A 21,769-nucleotide genomic window follows, 5' to 3' on the forward strand; every position below is an offset into this window, starting at 1 on the left:
CCTTTTTTCTGCGCGGCCCTTGGCCCCGCGTCAGAACCATTGTCCCGGCTCCATCAGCCCGCGCTCCATCAGCTGGTGCGAGGACCAACGGAAGGGTTCCGAGTTGCGCCAGGTAAAGCCCCTGATCTGCTCGCGCGAGCCGGGGTTGCGCACCAGGGCTTTCGCCACCCGGAAGGACGCCACCGCTGCCGTCAGGTTGTTGTGCCAGGGGCAGGAATAGGTGTTGTATTCCTCGATCGACAGCCGGTGGTCGGGCAGCAGCCGAAGGCCCTTTTCGGTGCGGAACAGCGAAATGCGGTCGATGCGGCGGCGGTCGGGGGGCAGGTGCTCCTCGAAGCGCCAGCGCAGGCCCCCGAAGAAATCCAGCTGCCGCTCGCGGATGCCGCTGCTGCGATCGGAACGGCCCAGGGCGTAATAGCCCGTCCCGTCGAACATGGCCTCGTCCATGCTGACCGCATCGGGATGGCGCGCCAGGTCCGGGGCGTAAAGGTCGATCACATAGGTCAGCATCCCCCGCCGCCGCTCCTCGGCGTGGAAGGCCAGCATCTCGCCCACGCCGCGGCTTTCCGAAAAGGGATAGAACAGGAACTCGGCGTTGTAGCCGTAGTAAAGCCAGGTATCGGCGGGGGCTGCCTCGATCACGGCATTGACGGCGCGGACATGGGCCCCCGAGACGCGGGTGTCGAACAGAAGGTTCAGCACCCGGCCCTTGGGGTCGTCGGGCAGGTCGGCAGGGGGCAGCGGCTCGGGCGACAGGGCGAGGATCTTCTTGAAGCCCGCCTCGATGTGATGGGACAGGGTCGCGGCGACCTCGACCATGTCCTCGATCAGGATGATGGCGATGGGACCGCGGCGCAGGTGATCGCCGGGGCTTGCCAGGAAGGCGTCCAGCGGAACGGGGCGGAAAGGCGCGGCCGGCTGGCCCTCGGCGGCTGCGGGCAGCGGGGGCACGGCCGGGCGCGAGGGTTCGTTCAGGCCCTGCGGGTCGGCCGGGTCGGGCCGGACAAGGGGGCTGGCCTCGTTCACCGCAGCACCGCCCGCACCTGTTCCAGCGCGGATCGCAGCATGGCCGGGCTGCTCGAGGCCGCCGTCACGATGGTCTTCAGCGACTGCTTCTGCGCGGCCTCGAGGTTGCTCGAATCGATCAGGGCGGCGACCTCCCCCGCGTTGAAGCCCTCGGGGGTCAGCAGCCGGTCGATCTCGGCGGCGGTGCGCGCGGCGGTGGTGGCGGTTCCTGCGGCAGTCCCGGCCTCACGCGCGGCGGAGCCTGCGGCCTGGGTCGCGGCGGCGGCGTCTGTGGCGTCGCCTGTCCGGGCTTCGGCCTGCGCCTGCGCCGCCGCGTCTGCGGCATCGGCAGCTGCCTGAATGGCGGCCTCGGCGGCTTCCTGCGCCGCGCGGGCGGCCTCGTCCAGCGGCACGGCGGCCGTGCCCTCGGCCGCCTGCGTCGCGGTCGCTGCGGCATCCGCGGCCATGTCCGCAGCGTCGGCGGCGGCATCGGCGGCGCTGCCTGCGGCCGATGCGGCGCTGTCGCCCGCCTCTGCGGCCGGATCGCCCGGCAGGGGGGCAGGGGCGGTCGCGACCGGCTCGGCCGGCTGGCGCGACTGCCATTGCCAGGCGAAGACACCGGCCAGCAGGATGACCAGAACGAGAATCACAGCCCCAAGGCGCGTCATCAGCGAAACCCCATGATCCATCGCCCGCCTGTGGCGCCGCATCCGCCGCCGCCACAGGGGACAATCCTTCTATCGCACAGCGCGACGCGCCGGAAAACCCGCGCGGGCTGCCCCAAGCGCCCGCCTTGCCTGTTGAATCGCGGGGCGCGCTTGATTATCTCGTGATCGATTCTTTCAACCATGCAAGGACTACGCCCATAGCCCGCAGACCGCACAATGCTCCGCCCACCCGCGACACCGGCCCCCGCACGAACGATCGGATCAGGGTTCCGGAAATCCGCCTGATCGGCGCCGACGGGGAAAACATCGGGGTGGTTACTCCTGCCCGGGGCATCGCCCTCGCCCAGGAAGCCGGATTGGATCTGGTCGAGATCTCGCCCAACGCCGTGCCGCCGGTCTGCAAGATCATGGACCTCGGCAAGTTCAAGTATGAACAGCAGAAGCGCGAGGCCGAGGCCCGCAAGAAGCAGAAGACGATCGAGATCAAGGAAATCAAGTTCCGTCCGGGAACCGATGACCATGACTACGACGTCAAGATGCGGTCGGTGATGCGCTTCCTGGAGGACGGCGACAAGGTGAAGATCACCCTGCGCTTCCGCGGCCGCGAGATGGCCCACCAGAACCTGGGGATGGAGCTTCTGAACCGCGTCCGCGACGACGTGGGCGAGGCGGGCAAGGTCGAATCGATGCCCAAGCTGGAAGGCCGGCAGATGGTGATGATGATCGCGCCCCGCTGAGGCGCCGGTCATATGGATGAACGGCCCGCCCTTCGGGGCGGGCCTTTTTCTTGGGTGGAGTTCGGGCATGGATCGGGTCGGCTGCATCGTCGTGGGCGCGGGCGTCGTGGGACTGGCCGTGGCCCGCACCTTGGCCCTGCGCGGGGTCGAGGTAGTGGTCGTCGAGAAGGCCGATGCGATTGGCACCGAGACGAGTTCCCGCAATTCCGAGGTGATCCACGCGGGTATCTATTATGCCCCCGGCAGCCTCAAGGCGCGGCTCTGCACTGCGGGCCGGGCGATGCTCTACGACTATGCCGCCCGGCGCGGCGTGCCCCACCGGCGCTGCGGCAAGCTGATCGTGGCGACCTCGCCCGAGCAACTGGCGGTGCTGGAAACCATCGCAGGCCACGCGGCGGCGAACGGCGTGACACTGACCATGCTGACCAGGGCGCAGGCGATGGAGTTGGAACCCGCGCTCTTCTGCCACGGTGCGCTTCTGTCGCCGGAAACGGGCATCGTGGACAGCCATGCGCTGATGGAGGCGCTGCTGGCGGATGCGGAAGCGGCTGGCGCCTCGTTGGCCCTTGGCACGCAGGTCACCGCCATCGAACCCACCGCCGACGGCTTCGTCGTGGACACGGAAACGGATGGCGAGCGCTTCCGGTTGGCAGCGGGCAAGGTGGTGAACGCCGCGGGGCTCTGGGCTTCGCAGGTGGCGCAGGCGGTGCAGGGGCTGGACCCCGTCCATGTGCCCGTCACGCGCTATGCGCGCGGCAGCTATTACGCTGCGCCGGGCAGGCCCGCCTTTTCGCGCCTCATCTATCCGGTCCCCGAGCCGGGCGGGCTGGGGGTCCACCTGACGCTGGACCTTGGCGGCTCCATGCGCTTCGGCCCGGATGTCGAGTGGATCGACGGCATCGACTATCGTGTGAACCCCGACCGGCAGGCGCATTTCGAGGCCGAGATCCGCCGCTACTGGCCCGGCCTGCCGGAAGGCGCGCTGGCTCCCACCTATTGCGGCATCCGCCCCAAGATCAGCGGGCCGGGCGAGCCTGCCGCCGACTTCCGCATCGACGGGCCGGAAACGCATGGCATCCTCGGCCTCGTCAACCTGTTCGGCATCGAAAGCCCCGGCCTGACCTCATCGCTGGCGATCGCCGAGGAGGTCGCGGTCCGGCTGGGTCAGATCCCCGCCTCGGCCGCGACCTGAGCCGCCGACTTGCGGCCGCGTTCGGTGGCCGATTTCAGCTGACCGCAGGCGGCCATGATGTCCTCGCCCCGCGGGGTGCGGATGGGGCTGGCGTAACCTGCCTTGTAGATGATTTCGGCGAAGGCCTCGATCCGGTCCCAGGACGACCGCCTGTAGGGCGCGCCCGGCCATTCGTTGAAGGGGATCAGGTTGATCTTGGCAGGGATGCCCCGGATCAGGCGGATCAGGCGGCGCGCGTCATCATCAGTGTCGTTCACGCCGTCGAGCATCACGTATTCGAAGGTGATCCGCTCGCTGTTCGACAGGCGGGGGTATTCCCGCAGCGCGCCCAGCAATTCGTCGATGTTCCAGCGCTTGTTGATGGGCACCAGCTTGTCGCGCACCTCGTTGGTGGTGGCATGGAAGCTGACCGCCAGCTGGCAGCCGATCTCCTCGGCCGTTCGGGCGATTTCCGGCACGACGCCCGAGGTGGACAGCGTGATGCGGCGGCGCGAGAGGCTCAGCCCCTCGTTGTCCATCACGACCTTCATCGCGTCGCGCACGTTGTCGAAATTGTAAAGCGGCTCGCCCATGCCCATCAGGACAAGGTTCGACACCAGCCGCGTCTCGTCCTTGGGCGCGCCGGGCTCGGGCCATTCGCCCAGGTCGTCGCGAACGACCATCAACTGGCCCACGATTTCGCCCGCCGTCAGGTTGCGGACCAGCTTCTGCGTGCCGGTGTAGCAGAAGGTGCAGGTCAGGGTGCAGCCGACCTGGCTGGAGACGCAGAGCGTCCCCCGGCCTTCCTCGGGAATGTAGACCGTCTCGACCTCGTGCCCGCCCGCGATCCGCAAAAGGTATTTGCGGGTGCCGTCGTCGCTGATCTGGCGCGTGACGACCTCGGGCAGGGCGATCTCGAAGCGGTCGGCCAGGAAGGCGCGGTAATCCTTGGCGAGGTTGGTCATCTGCGCGAAGTCGCGCAGGCCCCAGTGATAGACCCATTGCCAGATCTGGCCCACGCGCATCCGCGCCTGCCGCTCGGGCGTGCCGGCGGCAATCAGGGCGTCGCGCAACTGCTCGCGCGTCAGGCCGACGATGTTCGTGCGGGCGCCCGCGTCCAGCTTGCGCGGGATCGTCCGCACATCCTGCACGATCGGCGCAGCCGGGGCGGGCGGCGTCTCAAGGGTCGGGGCGGCGTGCGTCGTCATCGGCGGAAATCCAGCGGCGGGAAAAAGGAAGGGGGCCGCACCCAGATGGGGCGGCCCCGGCGTTGGCGCAAGGGACGAAAACGCCGCAGCCGCGATCAGCGGCAGGCGTCGCGCGCCGCGTTGGTCATGGCGGTGATGCCCGACAGCGAGAAGGTGTCGGTCGTCCGGGTGCCGCGGGTCGAGCGGCCCTTGACGACGGCTTCCGAGCCCGCGCGCAGGGCGCTGATCAGCTTCGAATCCTCGTCGGGCGAGCCGGTCCAGGCGTTCTCGCCCTCGGTGAACAGCTTGAAGGTCTGGCTGCCGACGGTCACGTCCACGGTGGAATCAGGGGCGAAGGGATAGCCGCCCTGGAACGACACTTCGCCGTTCTGGCCGGGGCGATAGGCGATATACAGCCGGATGTCGCTGCGCGTCACCTCGCGCGGGTTGCCCTCGGCGTCGGTGTTGCGGATGGACTTGGGCGGGGACACGGCCCAGCATTCCTTGGGGTCGTCGCCCCCGAAGGCGGTCCAGTCGCCCTGGCTGCCCAGAACCTTCGGCTCGGCGGCGAACGCGGGGGCGGCAAGGGCCGTCAGCGCCGCGGCCACCAGGCCGAGGTGGAAGATGGATTTCGTCATGCTCGTGCCCTCTTGCTGCCCCGGTTGGGCCGGGTTGTCACAAATCGGTGGTCTTGCGACCTGATGGCGACTAATAACCGCAAACCATCGGCCCGCAAAACCCCTGCGGGCAGGAAATCGCGCATTTGTCAAAGGGCTGGATGATGGCGGCGGCCGACCTGTTCGAATTGTGGCGGGGCGGTCTGCCCGAAAGCATCCACCGGGGCCACGCCGTGGTCTGGGACCGGGGCGGCATGGTCGCCGCCTGGGGCGATCCGCAGGCGGTGATCTTCCCCCGGTCGTCCTGCAAGATGATCCAGGCCCTGCCGCTAATGGAAAGCGGGGCTGCCGATGCGGCATGGCTGGGAACGGAACAGCTGGCGCTGTCCTGCGCCTCGCACAGCGGTGCGCGCCTCCACGTGGACCGCGTGGGCGCCTGGCTGGGCGCCCTGGGGTTGGGCGAGTCCGACCTGCGCTGCGGGACGCATCTGCCATGGGACGCGGCCGAAAGCCGGCGGCTCACCTGCTCGGACGAGGCGCCCTGCCAGATCCACAACAACTGCTCGGGCAAGCACGCGGGCTTCCTGACCTGGAACCGGCACCATGGGGCCGACCCCGAGTATCACCTGCCCGACCATCCCCTGCAGCAGGCGATCCTCGCCGCATCCGAAGAGGTCACGGGCGAACCGGTCGCGGGCATGGGCATCGACGGCTGCTCGGCCCCGAACTTCGCCACCTCGGTCGCGGGTCTGGCCCGCGCCATGTCGGCCTTCGCCTGCGGCGGAGAGGGCGCGCGCGGCCAGGCCATGCAACGACTGGTGCAGGCGATGATGCTGCACCCTGAACTGGTCGCGGGCGAGGGACGGGCCTGCACGGACCTGATGCGCGCCATGAAGGGCCGCGTCGCCGTCAAGACGGGGGCCGAGGCGGTCTTCATCGCCATCGCGCCCGAGCGCGGCATGGGCATCGCGCTGAAGATCGCGGACGGCGCCACCCGCGCCTCCGAGGCCGCGATCACGGCGCTCCTGGTCCATTACGGATTTCTCGAGGCGAACCATCCGGTCGTCGGCAAGTACCTGACCGGCCCGTTGCAGAACTGGCGCGGGATCGAGGTAGCCGAGCGGCGGCTGGCGGAAGGCTTCCTGAAGATCTGAAGGCCCGGCCTCAGATCATCTGCCACAAGAGCCGCAGCGCCAGCACGGTCGAGCTGACGACCAGCAGCGGCTTGATGACCCGCGCGCCGACGCGCATCGCCAGCCGCGAACCCAGCGCCGCGCCCAGCACCTGGCCCGCGCCCATGGCAAGCCCTGCGATCCACAGCGGATGGCCGGTCAGCGCAAAGACTGTCAACCCGCCGATGTTCGAAGCGAAGTTCAGCAGCTTCGTATGCGCCGTGGCCTTCAGGATGCCGAAGCCCGCCAGCGTCACGAAGGCCAGCATGTAGAAGGCTCCGGCCCCCGGCCCGATCAGCCCGTCGTAGAAGCCGATGACAGGCACCGCCGTCAGGGCGAACAGCGCCGGCCGCAGCCGCGCCGCGCGGTCCAGATCGTTCAGGCCGGGCTTGAAGGCAAAGAACAGCGCGATGCCGATCAGCAGGACGGGCAGGGCGACGCGCAGCACATCGGTCGGCAGGGCCGTGACCAGGCCCGCGCCCGCGCCGCCCGCCGCAAAGGCCAGGGCCGCCGTCGGCAACTGGCGGCGCAGATCGACAAGCCCGCTGCGCCCATAGCTGAAGGCGGCCGTGGCCGCGCCGAAGCTGCCCTGCACCTTGTTGGTGGCCAGCGCCTGATCCGGCGACAGGCCCGCCAGCATCAGCGCCGGAACGGTGATCAGCCCGCCGCCGCCCGCAATGGCATCGACGAACCCGGCCGCGGCGGCCGCCGCCACCAGGGCCGCGATCAGCGAAGGCTCCATCCCGGGTTCAGTTCAACCCGTATTGCAGCGGATAGCGGCCGTTCTGGAACTCGCCGAAGCGGATGCCCAGGTCGGGATGCTCCAGCGGCTCGCCCGAGGCGTCGGGGACGAGGTTCTGTTCCGACACATAGGCGACGTAATAGGTTGCCTCGGTTTCGGCATAAAGGTGATAGTAGGGCTGGTCCTTGGACGGACGGCAATCCTCGGGGATGGACTGGTACCATTCCTCGGTGTTGGAGAATTGCGGGTCCACATCGAACACCACCCCGCGAAACGGGTGTTCGCGGTGGCGAACCACCTGGCCGATGTTGTATTTCGCCGTGCGCATCGGGTCTTCCGGCTATGGGTATCCGGAACAAGTCTTAACGCGTTGAGGCGTCCGAGTAAATCGGCGGGCGGTCACGGATGCATCAAATGTCCCAGAAACCGCACAAAACCTCACGTAGCATTCCGCACCCGGGAGGGTGACGGCCGCAGCGGGCGTGGTGGTCCATCCCCGAGCACCCAGACGCCCTGCGCGTCCAGTCGGATCGCGGTCAGGGGGCCATCGTGGCCTGCGCCACTGTCGATATTGACGCGGTTGCCATAATGGGTCGGCTGCCGGACCGGGGTGTGGCCGTGGACCACCAGCGCCCCATGATCGCGGCGATCGTCATGGAAGGGCTTCCTGATCCACAGCAGGTCATCCTCGATCTGCGCGCAGAGGTCCACGCCGGAACGCAGGCCCGCATGGACGAACAGGGCCAGCGGGCTCAGATACCAGGCGGGCAGGCCCGAGAGCCAGTGCGCGTGGTCCTGGGGCACCTTCGCCACCGCCTCGGCATGGACCTCATCCAGCGGACGGCGGGCAGCGTCCGGGACTCCATAGGAAGCCAGCGTCACCTCGGCCCCGACATCGCGGGCAATCCAGTCCTTGCGCTCGGCCGCGCGGGGGTCGATCCAGCGGGGATCGCGCAGGAAGTTCGGCAGCGCGCGGTCGTGATTGCCCTTGAGCACGATCCAGTCCCGGCCGCGCGCCTGGCCCTCCATCAGCAATTCGACCACCCCGCGCGAGTCCGGCCCGCGATCGATCAGGTCGCCCACATGGACCACCCGCGCCTCCTCGCCACCATCACGCAGGATGCGCGCATGCGCCTCGCGCAGCCGTTCCGGCTGGCCGTGGATGTCGCCGATGGCATAGATGCGCATGCTGCCCCCTTCAGGTTCCCCGGCCAACGGACCGGCCGGGGAGGGGGTTCCGTCACACCTCGAAGCGCAGCGGGCGGACCTGGATGAACTTGCCGGTCGCCAGCAGCGCCTGGCGCACGTCGTCGCGCAGGGGCTCGTCCAGGTAGGTGATGGCGATGGCATCGCCCCCGTTCGCCGCCCGGCCCAGCGTGAAGTTCGCCATGTTGACGCCCAGGCCCCCCAGCGTCATCCCCAGCGTCCCGATCACGCCCGGCACGTCCTTGTTGCGGGTATACATCATGTGCTCGCCGATCTCGGCGTCCACGTTGATGCCGCGGATCTGGATGAAGCGCGGCTTGCCGTCGCTGAAGACGGTGCCCGCGATCGACCGCTCGCGATCGCCCGAGACCATCGTGACCTTGATGTAGCCGTCATAGACGCCCGACTTGTCCTGTGTCGTCGTGGCGATGTGGATGCCGCGCTCCTTCGCGATGACGGGGGCCGAGACCATGTTCACGTCCGGGTTCGCAGCCTTCATCACGCCCGCGATCACGGCGGCGTTCAGCGCGTTCAGGTTCATCCCCGAGGCCACGCCGTCGTACAGGATGTTGACCGCCGTGATCGGCTCGTCCGTCATCTGGCCGACGAAGGCGCCGAGGTGACCTGCCAGCTTGATCCACGGCCCCATGACCGCCGCCTCCTCGGCGGTGACCGAGGGCATGTTCAGCGCGTTCTGCACGGCGCCCGTCAGCAGGTAGTCGGCCATCTGCTCGGCCACCTGCAGGGCCACGTTCTCCTGCGCCTCGGTGGTCGAGGCGCCGAGGTGCGGCGTCACCACCACGTTCGGCAGCCCGAACAGAGGGCTTTCCGTGGCGGGCTCGGTGGCGAAGACGTCCAGAGCCGCGCCTGCGACATGGCCCGATTTGAGCATCTCGGCCAGCGCCGCCTCGTCGATCAGCCCGCCGCGCGCGGCGTTGACGATGCGCACGCCCTTCTTGGTCTTGGCGAGGTTCTCGGCCGACAGGATGTTCCGCGTCTTCTCGGTCAGCGGCACGTGCAGGGTGATGAAATCGGCCTTGGCCAGCAGTTCGTCCAGTTCGACCTTGGTCGCGCCCAGCTCGGTCGCGCGTTCTTCGGACAGGAAGGGGTCATAGGCCAGCACCTTCATGTGCAGGCCCCGGGCGCGGTCGATCACGATGCCGCCGATGTTGCCCGCGCCGATCACGCCCAGCGTCTTGTTGAACAGCTCGACACCCATGAAGCGGTTCTTTTCCCACTTGCCGGCGTGGGTCGAGACGCTCGCCTCGGGCAGTTGGCGGGCGACCGCGAACATCAGCGCGATGGCGTGCTCGGCGGTGGTGACGCTGTTGCCGAAGGGCGTGTTCATCACGATCACGCCCTTCTTCGAGGCGGCCGGGATCTCTACGTTGTCCACGCCGATGCCGGCGCGGCCGATGACCTTCAGCTTCGTGGCCTTTTCCAGCAGCTTCTCGGTGACCTTGGTGGCCGAGCGGATCGCCAGCCCGTCATAATCGCCGATGATCTCGGCCAGCTTCTCCTTGTCCTTGCCGACCTCGGGCAGATAGTCGACCTCGACCCCACGGTCGCGGAAGATCTGAACGGCGGTTTCGGAAAGCTTGTCGGAAACCAGAACCTTGGGTGCCATGTGCTTGCTCCTGAACGGCAGGGCGCAGCGGCGCTCTCCTGCCTTGTTCTTCTTCGTGGAAATATCCTCGGGGCTGACGAGCGCCCGGAAAAAGGTCCGGTGGACCTTTTTCAGCGAGGCAGGGGCCGGCAGGCCCGACCGGGGGCTGGCCCCCGCTCCGACAGATCACATCTGCGCGGACAGTTCCGCCTGAAACGCCCATTCGATCCAGGGCATCAGCGCCTGCACGTCCGCCGTCTCGACGGTCGAGCCGCACCAGATCCGCAGGCCCGCCGGCGCGTCCCGATAGGCGCCAAGGTCGAAGCCCGCGCCTTCCTTCTCCAGCCGCTTGGCCACCGCCTTCGCGAAAGCCGCCGTGTCCTTGATCCGGGGATCGGTGAAGCGCAGGCAGACCGAGGTGGTCGAGGCTGTCGCCGGATCCTCGGCCAGGTTTGCGATCCAGTCGCGCTCGGCTACGAAATCCGCCACGACCTGCGCATTGGCGTCGGCCCGCGCGATCAGGCCGCGCAGACCGCCCACGGACTTGGCCCAGTTCAGCGCGACGATGTAGTCCTCGACGCACAGCATCGAGGGCGTGTTGATCGTCTCGCCCTTGAAGATGCCCTCGATCAGCTTCCCGCCCTTGGTCAGGCGGAAGATCTTGGGCAGCGGGCGGTCGGGGGTATAGCTTTCCAGCCGCTCGACGGCGCGGGGCGACAGGATCAGGACGCCATGCGCCCCTTCCCCGCCCAGCACCTTCTGCCAGGAGAAGGTCACCACATCCAGCTTGTCCCAGGGCAGGTCCATGGCGAAAGCCGCGCTGGTCGCGTCGCAGATGGTCAGCCCCTGCCGATCCGCCGGGATCGCGTCCCCGCTCGGCACCCGCACGCCCGAGGTCGTGCCGTTCCAGGTGAAGACGACATCCTTGTCGAAATGGACCTCCGCGAAGTTCACGATCTTGCCGTAGTCGGCCTTGCGGACGGTGGCATCCAGCTTCAGCTGCTTGACCGCATCCGTCACCCAGCCCTCGCCGAAGCTTTCCCAGGCCAGCATCTCGACAGGACGCGCACCCAGCATGGTCCACATCGCCATCTCGACCGCGCCGGTATCCGAGCCGGGGACGATGCCGATGCGATAGTCGGCCGGAACCTCCAGCACCTCGCGGGTGAGGTCGATCGCCTGCGCCAGCTTGTTCTTGCCGATGGCAGCGCGATGCGAGCGGCCCAGGGGTGCGTCGCGCAGCAGGTCCAGGTTGTAGCCGGGGATCTTGGCGCAGGGGCCGGACGAAAAGCGCGGATTGGCCGGCCGCGCGGCCGGGGTCGTGGTGTCGAACATGGTTAGCCTTCCAGCTAAAAAGCCCCTCGTTGGGGAGGGGTGTCCCACTGCGGGACATACGCCCTGCGTCTCCCTTCACGCAAGACCCGTGACGCTGGCGGATCGTGAAATTTCTCCTTAAGGCGAGGGCCGACAGCGGAAAGGCCTCCATGTATACCGTCAGCATCCTCGCCTCGCCCACGCGCGCCGATCTCGACGACGACATCATCACCACGCTGCAGCGCCGGTGGGACGGCGGCCGGGCGATCTGGCTCGACCGCGGCACGGCGGCCGAGTTCGCCATAGAATCGCCACCCGCCGATTTCGACGAGGTCTGGGCACAGCTTGACGGGCGCGGCCTCGATCTTGCGGTGCAGCCCACGGCGGGGCGGCGCAAGCCGGTGCTGCTGGCGGACATGGATTCGACCATGATCGGCCAGGAATGCATCGACGAACTGGCCGACATGGCGGGCGTCGGCCCGCGCGTGGCCGCGATCACGGCCCGCGCCATGAACGGAGAGCTGGACTTCCACGAGGCGCTGATCGCCCGCGTGGCGCTGCTGGAAGGCCTGCCCGACACAGTGATCGCGCAAGTGCTGGAAACCCGCATCACCCTCGCTGCCGGAGGACCTACGCTGGTCGCGACGATGAAGGCGAACGGCGCCTGGACGGCGCTGGTTTCAGGTGGCTTCACGGATTTCACCGGACCGGTCGCCGATCGCCTCGGCTTTGACGAACAGCGCGCCAACGTGCTTCTGTCGGACGGAGGGGGAAGGCTCAGCGGCCGCGTCGGCCTGCCGATCCTTGGGCGCGAGGCCAAGGTCGAGGCTCTGCACGAGATCACCGCCGCCCGCGGCCTGACGCCAGCGGACGCGATCGCGGTCGGAGACGGGGCCAACGACCTCGGGATGCTGCAGCTGGCCGGAACGGGCGTCGCGCTGCATGCCAAGCCGGTCGTTGCCGCCCAAGCCCCCATCCGCATCAACCACGGCGACCTGACGGCGCTGCTGTATCTGCAGGGCTACGGCCGGGACGAGTTCGTGGCAGGGCAGGGCGCCTGAGCGCAGCCCGACGATCCCGCAAAAGGGCGACGTCAGCCGCGCACGATGCAGTCAAGGCATCCCGCGTCCCGGATGATGCCGCTCTGACAGGGGGCAGGCGCCCGCGCTAGGGCGCCAGCGCTGCGACGGTGTCCGCTGCCGGTCGTGCCACGGCGCGGGCGCAGCCGGTGCCGGCCCAATGCGCGCCATAGCTCGTAATGCCATGCGCCCGTGCGGCCGCATCCAGCGCCTTTCCTGCCGCATAGGTGACGGGATAGCCCGGTGCCTCCTTGTCCGGGATGGCGGTGAAGTCATTGGCGCAGCAGCGCGCCGGGCGGCCCGAGATCGCCTTGGTCATCCGCGTCTCGCCTCGGCCGAGTGCCTGCCGGTGGGCGGGCGAGGTCGCGGCCTCGGGGGCCAGAAGGAAGGCCGTGCCGCATTGAGCCGCGACCGCTCCCGCCTCAATGGCGCGGCGGCTGTCGGTGCGGTCCATGATCTCGCCTGCCGCCGCGACCGGCAGTCCCAAACGTGCGACGCGCCGGACAAGATCCAGTGTTTCCATTCGTTCGTCCGGGCCAGCCGGGTCGAAGATCCCGCGATGGCCTCCGGCCTGCCAGCCCTGCGCCACGATCAGGTCAAGGCCCGCGTCGCGGATGCGATGGGCCTCGGACTCGCTGGTGGCGGTTGCGCCCAAGAGGCAACCCCCTTCGCGCAGGGCGGCGATCTGGTCGGGGCGCGGCAGGCCGAAGTGGAAGGTGACAAGTGCCGGAGGGGCGGCAAGGACGACGGCCAACAGTTCGTCGCTTTCCAGGACGCTCGGGTAGCGCGGGGTGAGGGACCTCGGCGGCTCTGCCCGGACCTTGGCGAAATAAGGCGCGAGCCGGTCCAGCCACCGCGCCTCCGCTTCGGGGTCGCGGGGCTGCGGCTGATGGCAGAACAGGTTCACGCCAAAGGGGCGGCCCGTCAGGTGGCGCGTTTCGGCAATGGCCTCGGCCGCCTCGGCGCCCGTCATCGCGGCAAGGCCGAGGCTGCCCAGGCCGCCTGCAGTGCTGACCGCCGCTGCCAAGGCAGGGGTCGAGACGCCCGCCATCGGCGCCTGGATCACCGGGACCCGCATTCCCAGCCTTGTCAGGATCTCCATGTCTTCTTCCTTCTGCCGCTGGCGACATCATGCGGGTGCGGGCAGAGGTGTCCAGCCACGGGCTGCCGCCGGGATCGTCCGATGGCGGGCAACCCGCCCGGAAGGTTGCCGGGATGCCGGGACTACAGCAGCCCTGAACTGCGGAAGCTGAGTTCGCGGCTTTTCCCGATGATCAGGTGGTCGTGGACGGTGATCCCCATCGTTCCTGCCGCCGCCACGATCTGCCGGGTCATGTCGATGTCGGCGGCGCTGGGCGTGGGATCGCCCGAAGGGTGGTTGTGGACCAGGATCATGGCGCTGGCGTTCAGGTCCAGCGCGCGGCGCACGATCTCGCGCGGATAGACGGGGACATGGTCCACCGTGCCGCGCGCCTGCTCGTCGTCGGCGATCAGCACGTTCTTGCGGTCGAGGTAAAGGACGCGGAACTGCTCGACCGCGCCATGGGCCATGGTGGTGTGGCAGTAATCCAGCAGCGCGTCCCAGCTGGTCAGGACGGGGCGGTTGATCACCCTGGACCGGGCGAGCCGCTGGGCCGCCGCCTCGACGATCTTCAGCTCGGTCACGACCGCCGGGCCGACGCCTTCCACCTGCGCCAGTTGCGTCGGGTCGGCCGACAGCACGCGGTTGAAGTCGCCGAAGCGGTCCAGAAGCCGGCGTGCGATGGGCTTCATGTCCTGGCGCGGCACGGCGCGGAACAGGATCAGCTCCAGCAGCTCGTAATCCGGCATCGCCCCCGCGCCGCCCTGCATGAAGCGGTCGCGCAGCCGGGCGCGGTGGTCGGCGATATAGCTGGGCAGCCGCGCGGTCTTGCCCGAAGGCGCAGCCTGCGGCGGGACAGGGACGCAGTCATCCTCGGCCGGGACAAAGCCGAACAGCGAGGGCGAGGCTTCCTGGAATGCACGATTCGCGGTCATGCCTTCAGCCTGCCCCAGCGCAGTTAACACGCGGTTAATGCGCGTCCCGCCGCGTCAGGCCCCCAGGCCTTCCCAGAAGTTCTTGATCTTGGAAAAGAAGCTTGCCGTCTGGGGGTGGTTGTCGGCCGCGATCGCCTCGAACTCGCGCAGCAGCTCCTTCTGCCGCGTGGTCAGGTTCACCGGGGTTTCCACAACCAGTTCGATCACCATGTCGCCCGGATCGCCGTTCAGCCCTGCGCCATGGCGCAGGGGCGGCATCCCCTTGCCGCGCAGGCGCATCTGCCGGCCCGTCTGGCTGCCGGCCGGAACCTTGACGCGCGAACGGCCGCCGTCGATCGTCGGCACCTCGACCTCGCCCCCCAGAGCGGCAGTCGCCATGCCCACCGGCACCTGGCAGGCAAGCGTCCGGCCGTCGCGGATGAAGATCGGGTGCTCGCGGACCTCGACAAAGATGTAGAGGTCGCCAGCCGGGCCGCCGCGCACGCCCGCTTCGCCCTCGCCGGCCAGGCGGATGCGGGTGCCGGATTCGACGCCCGCCGGGATCACGACCGAAAGACTGCGGTCCTGCGCCACGCGTCCCGCGCCCGCGCAGGACTTGCAGGGGTTCTTCACGATCTGGCCGTTGCCGCTGCAGGTCGGGCAGGTGCGTTCGACGGTGAAGAAGCCCTGGCTTGCACGGACCTTGCCCATGCCCGAGCAGGTGGGGCAGGGGGTGGGTTCCGCCGCGCCCTCGGCGCCCGTGCCGTTGCACGAGGAACAGGCGACGGCACCGGGAACCGTGATGGTCTTCTCGATCCCGCGATAGGCTTCCTCCAGCGACACGCGCAGGTCATAGCGCAGGTCCTGCCCGCGCGTGGCGCGGGGCCGCCCGCCCGCCCGCGCGCCTACGAACTCGCCGAAGAGATCCTCGAAGACATCGGCGAAGGCCGCGCCGAAATCGCCCTGCGGCGCGCGTCCGCCCCCGAATCCGCCTCCGTCGAAGGCCGCATGGCCGAAGCGGTCATAGGCCGCCTTGCGCTGCGGGTCCTTAAGGCAATCGTAAGCCTCGTTGACTTCCTTGAACTCGGATTCGGAAACCTTGCAGTCGGGATTGAGATCGGGATGCAGCGACTTGGCCTTGTTGCGATAGGCCCGCTTGATCTCGTCGGCCGACGCCCCGCGAGTGATGCCCAGAATCTCGTAATAGTCGCGCTTTGCCATGATCGTCCGTACGCCCCTGGGCCGTGGCGAGCGCCGGCCCTTCACGAAAAGACCGGCCCGCGGGGTGGCGCGGGCCGGTCGCTTGCTTCACCGCGCTTACTTGCGCTTGTCTTCGCCGAGATCCTCGAAGTCGGCGTCAACAATGTCGTCGTCGATGTCGCGCGGCGCGTCGGCGTCCCGGCCCTGGCCCTCGTCCGAGGACTGGCTGGCCTTGTAGATGGCTTCGCCCAGCTTCATCGAGGCGTCCATCAGGTTCTGGATGCCGCCCTTGATCTTGCCCACGTCCTCGGACTTGAGCGCGTCTTCCAGCGCGCCTACGGCCAGTTCGATCGCCTCGACGGTCGAGCTGTCCACCTTGTCGCCATGCTCGTCCAGCGACTTGCGGGTCGAGTGCAGCAGGCTTTCGGCCTGGTTCTTCGTCTCGACCAGCTCGCGGCGGGACTTGTCGGCTTCGGCGTTCGCCTCGGCGTCCTTAACCATCTTCTCGATGTCGGCGTCCGACAGGCCGCCCGAAGCCTGGATCGTGATGTTCTGCGACTTGCCGGTGCCCTTGTCCTTGGCGCTGACCGACACGATGCCGTTGGCGTCGATGTCGAAGGTCACCTCGATCTGCGGCATCCCGCGGGGCGCCGGGGGAATGTCCTCGAGGTTGAACTGGCCCAGCAGCTTGTTGTCCGCAGCCATTTCGCGCTCGCCCTGGAAGACCCGGATCGTCACCGCATTCTGGTTGTCCTCGGCCGTCGAGAAGGTCTGCGACTTCTTGGTCGGGATCGTGGTGTTGCGGTCGATCAGGCGGGTGAAGACGCCGCCCAGCGTCTCGATGCCCAGCGACAGGGGCGTCACGTCCAGCAGGACCACGTCCTTGACGTCACCCTGCAGAACGCCGGCCTGGATGGCTGCGCCCAGCGCCACAACCTCGTCGGGGTTCACGCCCTTGTGGGGCTCTTTCCCGAAGAAGTTGGTCACTTCCTCGATCACCTTGGGCATGCGGGTCATGCCGCCGACCAAGACCACCTCGTCGATGTCGCCCTTGGCCAGTCCCGCGTCCTTCAGCGCGGCCTGGCAGGGCTTCAGCGTCGCCTTGATCAGGTCGCCCACCAGCGATTCCAGCTTGGCGCGGGTCAGCTTGACGACCATGTGCAGCGGCGTGCCCGAGTTCTTGTCCATCGAGATGAACGGCTGGTTGATCTCGGTCTGGCTCGAGGACGACAGCTCGATCTTGGCCTTCTCGGCGGCTTCCTTCAGGCGCTGCAGCGCCATCTTGTCCTTGGTCAGGTCGACGCCGTGTTCCTTCTTGAACTCGTCGGCCAGGTAGTTGACGATCCGCATGTCGAAGTCCTCGCCACCGAGGAACGTGTCCCCGTTGGTCGATTTCACCTCGAACAGACCGTCGTCGATTTCCAGAATGGTGATGTCGAAGGTGCCGCCGCCGAGGTCATAGACCGCGATCGTCTTGCTGTCCTTCTTGTCGAGGCCATAGGCCAGCGCGGCCGCCGTCGGCTCGTTGATGATGCGCAGGACTTCAAGGCCCGCGATCTTGCCCGCGTCCTTGGTCGCCTGGCGCTGGGCGTCGTTGAAATAGGCCGGAACGGTGATGACCGCCTGCTCGACCTTCTCGCCCAGATAGGATTCGGCGGTTTCCTTCATCTTCTGAAGGATCATCGCGCTGATCTGCGAGGGGGAGTACTTGTCGCCCCGGACCTGCACCCAGGCATCGCCGTTCCCGCCGTCCACGATCTTGTAGGGGACGAGGTTCTTGTCCTTCTCGACTTCCGCATCGCCCACGCGGCGGCCGATCAGGCGCTTGACGGCGAAGATGGTGTTCTCGGGGTTGGTGACGGCCTGGCGCTTGGCCGGCTGACCGACGAGCCTTTCGCTTTCGGTAAAGGCAACGATCGAGGGGGTCGTGCGCGCGCCCTCGGCGTTCTCGATCACGCGGGGCTGGCTGCCATCCATGATGGCGACGCAGCTGTTGGTGGTCCCGAGGTCGATCCCGATGACTTTGGCCATACGTAAAACCTTTCTTGCGGCGATGGTGCGGGAAGCGGGTCCGTACGCGGCCCCCGCGTCCCTATCCCGTGGTTGAATTCTGCCCCCGGGCCTGGGCCCTGGGTGGTTCGATGGCTATATAAGACGGCAATCAAGGCGTGCAAGCGCCGCCGCCAGAGGATTTTCGCGGTGATTAGCCAGAGTTTGCGGCCCCTTGGGGCAGCAGGTTCCACCGGCCCGTCGTCTTGGTCGGCTCGGGCGACAAAAGGTTGCTCCACCGCGGCATCCTTTTGTAGGGCAGGGTGACCGAACGCCCGCGCCTTGCTACGGGCGCTCTGGGAGTGATAGGGCGGGCGCGGCCGAGGCACCATGGCATCGACGCATCCGGCCCGGCCGCTCGACGTCAAGGGTGCCGGGCGCGTCAACCCGACGCTGCGGGTGGCCGCGCCGGTCTAGCGTGCCGCGTTCCAGCTGAGCGAAATGGCGTTGCGGGTCACAAACTCGGCCATCAGCCCGATCATCAGCATCGTCAGCGTGAAGTAGAAGGGATAGGCCAGATTCGAGTTGTGGGGCGTGTAGTTGATGAACACGAAGCCCCGGTTCTGGTCGATCAGGTGGAACAGCGGGTTCCAGTCGAACATCTTCAGCAGATAGGTTGGCATCATGTTGGCCACGAACATCTTGCCGGATGCGATCATGTTCACCCGCCGGATGATGCGTGACAGCATCGGCCCGATCTCGGGCAGCCAGGTGGTGATGGACAGCAGAAGCAGCCCGACCGTTCCCCCCGTGAACCAGGCGAAGATCAGCATCCCCAGCGAGGCCTTCCAGTTCTCGATATCGATGGGCTGCCACAGCGTGTGATAAAGCCCGAGAAGCACCAGGGCCGTCAGCATGTTGTTGTAAAGCGCGGCAAGCGCCGCCCCGCACATCGAGATGGCGGTGTTCATCGGCCCGTGCTTCAGCATGGCGCTGGTGGCCTTGCCGGCCGACGAGACCTGGCCGAGGCACTGGTTGAAAGCCATGAACAGGAAGATCCCGCTCATGATGAACAGCATGAAGTCGCCCCGCAGCGGCGCCGAGCGGACCCCGAGGATGACATACATCAGGAAGAAGGCCCCGATCATGACCGAGGCCTGCAGCATCGTCAGCACCAGCCCCACGACCGCGTTCCGGTGGGTCTTTCGCAGGTTCTGGACCGTCTGGTGATAGATCAGCGCCGCCGTGGTGAAGACGGCCCCGCCCATGCTGCGGGTTCTGCGCTGCGTGAACATGGGAAAGCCCCCCTTGGCCTGCGCGGTCGCTCGCCGGACCCGGGCGCGGGTCGCTTGCTCATCGTCCGTGAGCCGATCATAAGTCGCCGGAAGGCATCGTTCAATGTGCAAGCCCGCCGATCCCGGCGTCCGACGAGGAAACATCCATGCAATTCGACCGATTGACGTTCGAGATGCGCCGCCTTGCGCTGGCCGCGGGCGCCCGGATCATGGAAATCTACGAAGGCCCCGATTTCGAGGTCCGGTCCAAGACCGACGCCTCGCCCGTGACCGAGGCCGACGAGGCCGCCGACACGCTGATCGCCGAAGGCCTGCGCGCGGCCTTCCCCGACATCCCGCTGGTGACCGAGGAACAGGCCGACACCCACGGCCAGAGGCTGTCGAGCTTCCTGATCGTCGATCCCTTGGACGGCACCAAGGAGTTCGTGCAGCGTCGCGGCGATTTCACCGTCAACATCGCCTATGTGCAGGACGGCGTGCCGGTGCGCGGCGTGGTCTACGCCCCCGCCAAGGGACGGCTGTTCTACACGGCGGCCGACGGCGGCTCGGTCGAGGAGACCGGTCCCTTCGGGCCCCAGCCCGGCGCGATCCGCCCCATCGGCGTCAACGCCACCCCCGACAACCGGGCGCTGATGGTGGTGGCTTCGAAATCCCACCGCGACCAGGCGACCGACGACTACATCGCCCAATACGGCGTGCGCGACATGACCTCGGCGGGCTCCTCGCTCAAGTTCTGCCTTGTGGCGACGGGCGAGGCCGACCTTTACCCGCGTCTCGGCCGCACGATGGAATGGGATACGGCGGCGGGCGACGCGGTGCTGCGCGGGGCAGGGGGAGAGGTCGTGCGCTTCGACGACCACACACCGCTCACCTACGGCAAGCCGGGCTTCGAGAACCCCTTCTTCATCGCCTATGCGCCGGGCGTCCTGCTGCACCCGAAGGGCTGAGCCTTGTCCGTCGTCATCGTTATCCCCGCCCGCTTCGCCTCGACCCGCTATCCCGGCAAGCCGCTGGTCGAGCTGCGGGGTGCGGACGGTCAGCCCAGGACCCTGATCCGCCGCAGCTGGGAGGCCGCGATGGCCGTCCGGGGCGCGGCGCGCGTGATCGTCGCCACCGACGACAGCCGCATCGCCGATCATGCGGCGGGCTTCGGGGCCGAGGTCGCCATGACCTCCTCCGCCTGCCGCAACGGGACGGAACGCTGCGCCGAGGTGCTGGCGGGCCTGCCCGAGACACCCGAGATGATCGTGAACCTTCAGGGGGATGCGCCGCTGACGCCGGCCTGGTTCGTCGAGGAGCTGGTCGCGGGCCTGCGTGCCGCGCCCGAGGCCCAGGTGGCGACGCCGGTGCTGAACTGCTCGGGCGCGATGCGCGCCGATCTTCTGGCCGACCGTGCGGCGGGGCGGGTCGGCGGCACCACCGCCGTCTTCGGGACGGGCGGCCGGGCGCTTTACTTCTCGAAGGAGGTCATCCCCTTTGTGCCCCACGAGGTTGCGCCCGGCGCGGCAAGCCCGGTGTTCCACCACGTCGGCGTCTATGCCTATCGCCCGGCGGCCCTGGCGGCCTATGCCGGCTGGCCCGAGGGGCGGCTGGAGCGGCTGGAAGGGCTCGAGCAGCTGCGCTTCCTGGAAAACGGCTACCCGGTCCTCTGCGTCGAGGTGCAGGCGCAGGGCCGCGAGTTCTGGGAACTGAACAACCCCGAGGATGTTCCCCGGATCGAGGAAATGATGCGGCGCATGGGCATGGCGTGACGCGTCCCGGCCCCGTGCTGTTCTTTTAGGCAAAAATCCGCGGCATTCGCCGCAGTTCGGTGGATTTTGCCCGCAAGCTATCTTGCCGCAGTGCGGCAGCCATAGGATAAGTCCAATAAACCCGGTTCGCAGACGGAGCGCAGGATGAATCGCAAGGTTACAAAGGCCATTTTCCCCGTCGCGGGCCTGGGCACACGCTTCCTTCCGGCGACCAAGTCGATCCCGAAGGAAATCATGACCCTCGTGGACCGTCCCCTGATCCAGTACGCGATCGACGAGGCGCGGGCCGCGGGCATCAAGGAGTTCATCTTCGTCACCTCGCGCGGCAAGGGCGCGCTCGAGGATTATTTCGACCACGCGCACGAGCTGGAAAACACCCTTCGCAAGGCCGGCAAGGATGATCTTCTGGAACTGCTGCGCCAGACCAACATGGAATCCGGCGCGATCGCCTATATCCGCCAGCACAAGGCCATGGGCCTGGGCCATGCCGTCTGGTGCGCCCGCCGCCTGATCCATGACGAGCCCTTCGCGGTCGTGCTGACCGACGACGTGGTCATGGGCGAACCGCCCTGCCTGCAGCAGATGATCGAGGCTCATGCCGAAACCGGCGGCAGCATGGTCGCGACCATGGAAGTGCCGCTGGAGAAAACGAAATCCTACGGCGTCCTTGACGTGGCCGAGGATATGGGCGCCATCGTCCGCGCCAAGGGCATGGTGGAAAAGCCCAAGGAGAACCCGCCCTCCAACCTGGCCGTGATCGGCCGCTACATCCTTGCGCCGACGGTGATGGAGAACCTCAACAAGCTCAAGCAGGGCGCGGGCGGCGAGATCCAGCTGACCGACGCCATTGCCGACGAGATCGAGGAAGGCCGCGACGTCTATGGCCTGCGCTTCCGCGGCCAGCGTTACGACTGCGGGTCCAAGGCGGGCTTCCTGCAGGCGACGGTGGCCTTCGGCCTGGCGCGCGACGAGCTCAAGGACGAGTTCGCGGAATACCTGCACGACGTCATGGCGATGCGGAAAGCCGCGGAATAA

The 21,769-nt window shown here is 67.8% G+C and carries 21 protein-coding genes; 7 read left to right on the forward strand and 14 right to left on the reverse strand.

Translation table 11 applies throughout. The features are described 5' to 3' along the window. Positions 1-30: 30 nt before the first annotated feature. Both ACFFII_RS09900 and ACFFII_RS09905 read right to left on the reverse strand, forming a co-directional pair. Positions 31-891, reverse strand: a complete 861-nt coding sequence (locus tag ACFFII_RS09900; protein ID WP_377698806.1) for a glycosyltransferase family protein — start codon at positions 889-891, stop codon at positions 31-33. Positions 892-1,022: 131 nt separating this feature from the next. Beyond that, positions 1,023-1,673 (reverse strand): hypothetical protein, encoded by a 651-nt coding sequence (locus ACFFII_RS09905; RefSeq protein WP_377698717.1) that lies wholly within the window; start codon positions 1,671-1,673, stop codon positions 1,023-1,025. 161 nt (positions 1,674-1,834) lie between these two features. Here ACFFII_RS09905 and infC point away from each other — a divergent pair, with 161 nt between their 5' ends. Both infC and ACFFII_RS09915 read left to right on the forward strand, forming a co-directional pair. Then, entirely contained in the window at positions 1,835-2,410 is a 576-nt protein-coding gene (gene infC, locus ACFFII_RS09910; protein WP_245688618.1) for a translation initiation factor IF-3, read from the forward strand. A 67-nt stretch (positions 2,411-2,477) separates the two neighbouring features. Then, positions 2,478-3,602 (forward strand): NAD(P)/FAD-dependent oxidoreductase, encoded by a 1,125-nt coding sequence (locus tag ACFFII_RS09915; RefSeq protein ID WP_377698718.1) that lies wholly within the window; start codon positions 2,478-2,480, stop codon positions 3,600-3,602. On the opposite strand, the gene rlmN is transcribed toward ACFFII_RS09915, so the two are convergent. Next, a complete protein-coding gene (gene rlmN / locus ACFFII_RS09920) occupies positions 3,575-4,789 on the reverse strand; it encodes a dual-specificity RNA methyltransferase RlmN (RefSeq protein ID WP_377698719.1) in 1,215 nt (404 codons plus the stop codon). The genes ACFFII_RS09915 and rlmN overlap by 28 nt on opposite strands. 95 nt (positions 4,790-4,884) lie before the next feature. Next, the gene (locus ACFFII_RS09925; protein WP_090751523.1) at positions 4,885-5,406 is read right to left on the reverse strand and encodes an invasion associated locus B family protein; all 522 of its coding nucleotides are present in this window, start codon (positions 5,404-5,406) and stop codon (positions 4,885-4,887) included. A 140-nt stretch (positions 5,407-5,546) separates the two neighbouring features. On the opposite strand from ACFFII_RS09925, the gene ACFFII_RS09930 reads away from it, so the two are divergent. Next, positions 5,547-6,539, forward strand: coding sequence for an asparaginase (locus ACFFII_RS09930; protein ID WP_377698807.1), 993 nt, complete (start codon positions 5,547-5,549; stop codon positions 6,537-6,539). A 10-nt stretch (positions 6,540-6,549) separates the two neighbouring features. On the opposite strand, the gene ACFFII_RS09935 is transcribed toward ACFFII_RS09930, so the two are convergent. The 5 genes from ACFFII_RS09935 to ACFFII_RS09955 form a co-directional block, all read right to left on the reverse strand. Then, positions 6,550-7,299, reverse strand: coding sequence for a TSUP family transporter (locus tag ACFFII_RS09935; protein ID WP_377698720.1), 750 nt, complete (start codon positions 7,297-7,299; stop codon positions 6,550-6,552). Between the two features lie 7 nt (positions 7,300-7,306). After that, a complete protein-coding gene (gene hspQ, locus ACFFII_RS09940; RefSeq protein ID WP_090751517.1) occupies positions 7,307-7,627 on the reverse strand; it encodes a heat shock protein HspQ in 321 nt (106 codons plus the stop codon). 110 nt (positions 7,628-7,737) lie between these two features. Further along, complete coding sequence (locus ACFFII_RS09945; protein ID WP_377698721.1) at positions 7,738-8,487, reverse strand: metallophosphoesterase family protein; 750 nt, start codon at positions 8,485-8,487, stop codon at positions 7,738-7,740. A 52-nt stretch (positions 8,488-8,539) separates the two neighbouring features. Beyond that, the gene (serA, locus tag ACFFII_RS09950; protein WP_377698722.1) at positions 8,540-10,132 is read right to left on the reverse strand and encodes a phosphoglycerate dehydrogenase; all 1,593 of its coding nucleotides are present in this window, start codon (positions 10,130-10,132) and stop codon (positions 8,540-8,542) included. A 165-nt stretch (positions 10,133-10,297) separates the two neighbouring features. Next, on the reverse strand, positions 10,298-11,446 hold the full coding sequence (locus ACFFII_RS09955; RefSeq protein WP_377698723.1) for a phosphoserine transaminase: 1,149 nt from the start codon (positions 11,444-11,446) through the stop codon (positions 10,298-10,300). A 149-nt stretch (positions 11,447-11,595) separates the two neighbouring features. Between ACFFII_RS09955 and serB the strand changes: the two genes are divergently transcribed. Further along, complete coding sequence (serB, locus tag ACFFII_RS09960; protein ID WP_377698724.1) at positions 11,596-12,486, forward strand: phosphoserine phosphatase SerB; 891 nt, start codon at positions 11,596-11,598, stop codon at positions 12,484-12,486. 106 nt (positions 12,487-12,592) lie between these two features. Here serB and ACFFII_RS09965 read toward each other — a convergent pair whose 3' ends face one another. The 5 genes from ACFFII_RS09965 to ACFFII_RS09985 form a co-directional block, all read right to left on the reverse strand. After that, a complete protein-coding gene (locus tag ACFFII_RS09965) occupies positions 12,593-13,606 on the reverse strand; it encodes an NAD(P)H-dependent flavin oxidoreductase (RefSeq protein WP_377698725.1) in 1,014 nt (337 codons plus the stop codon). Between the two features lie 122 nt (positions 13,607-13,728). Then, positions 13,729-14,520: a RadC family protein gene (gene radC, locus ACFFII_RS09970; protein WP_377698726.1), complete on the reverse strand. Its 792-nt coding sequence runs from the start codon at positions 14,518-14,520 to the stop codon at positions 13,729-13,731. 54 nt (positions 14,521-14,574) lie between these two features. Further along, positions 14,575-15,720, reverse strand: coding sequence for a molecular chaperone DnaJ (dnaJ, locus tag ACFFII_RS09975; protein WP_090751501.1), 1,146 nt, complete (start codon positions 15,718-15,720; stop codon positions 14,575-14,577). 96 nt (positions 15,721-15,816) lie between these two features. Next, positions 15,817-17,730 (reverse strand): molecular chaperone DnaK, encoded by a 1,914-nt coding sequence (gene dnaK / locus ACFFII_RS09980; RefSeq protein ID WP_377698727.1) that lies wholly within the window; start codon positions 17,728-17,730, stop codon positions 15,817-15,819. A gap of 431 nt (positions 17,731-18,161) precedes the next feature. Further along, on the reverse strand, positions 18,162-18,983 hold the full coding sequence (locus tag ACFFII_RS09985) for an ABC transporter permease (RefSeq protein WP_377698728.1): 822 nt from the start codon (positions 18,981-18,983) through the stop codon (positions 18,162-18,164). A 146-nt stretch (positions 18,984-19,129) separates the two neighbouring features. Between ACFFII_RS09985 and cysQ the strand changes: the two genes are divergently transcribed. From cysQ to ACFFII_RS10000, 3 genes are all read left to right on the forward strand, one after another. Further along, positions 19,130-19,930 carry a 3'(2'),5'-bisphosphate nucleotidase CysQ gene (gene cysQ, locus ACFFII_RS09990; RefSeq protein WP_377698729.1) on the forward strand — a complete coding sequence of 267 codons (801 nt, stop codon included), beginning with the start codon at positions 19,130-19,132 and terminating at the stop codon, positions 19,928-19,930. Between the two features lie 3 nt (positions 19,931-19,933). Beyond that, positions 19,934-20,734, forward strand: coding sequence for a 3-deoxy-manno-octulosonate cytidylyltransferase (locus ACFFII_RS09995; protein WP_377698730.1), 801 nt, complete (start codon positions 19,934-19,936; stop codon positions 20,732-20,734). A gap of 144 nt (positions 20,735-20,878) precedes the next feature. Beyond that, positions 20,879-21,769 (forward strand): UTP--glucose-1-phosphate uridylyltransferase, encoded by an 891-nt coding sequence (locus tag ACFFII_RS10000; protein ID WP_090751491.1) that lies wholly within the window; start codon positions 20,879-20,881, stop codon positions 21,767-21,769.

Origin of the sequence: Paracoccus niistensis (assembly GCF_042432925.1) — a bacterium.
GTDB classification, from domain to species: Bacteria; Pseudomonadota; Alphaproteobacteria; order Rhodobacterales; family Rhodobacteraceae; genus Paracoccus; species Paracoccus niistensis.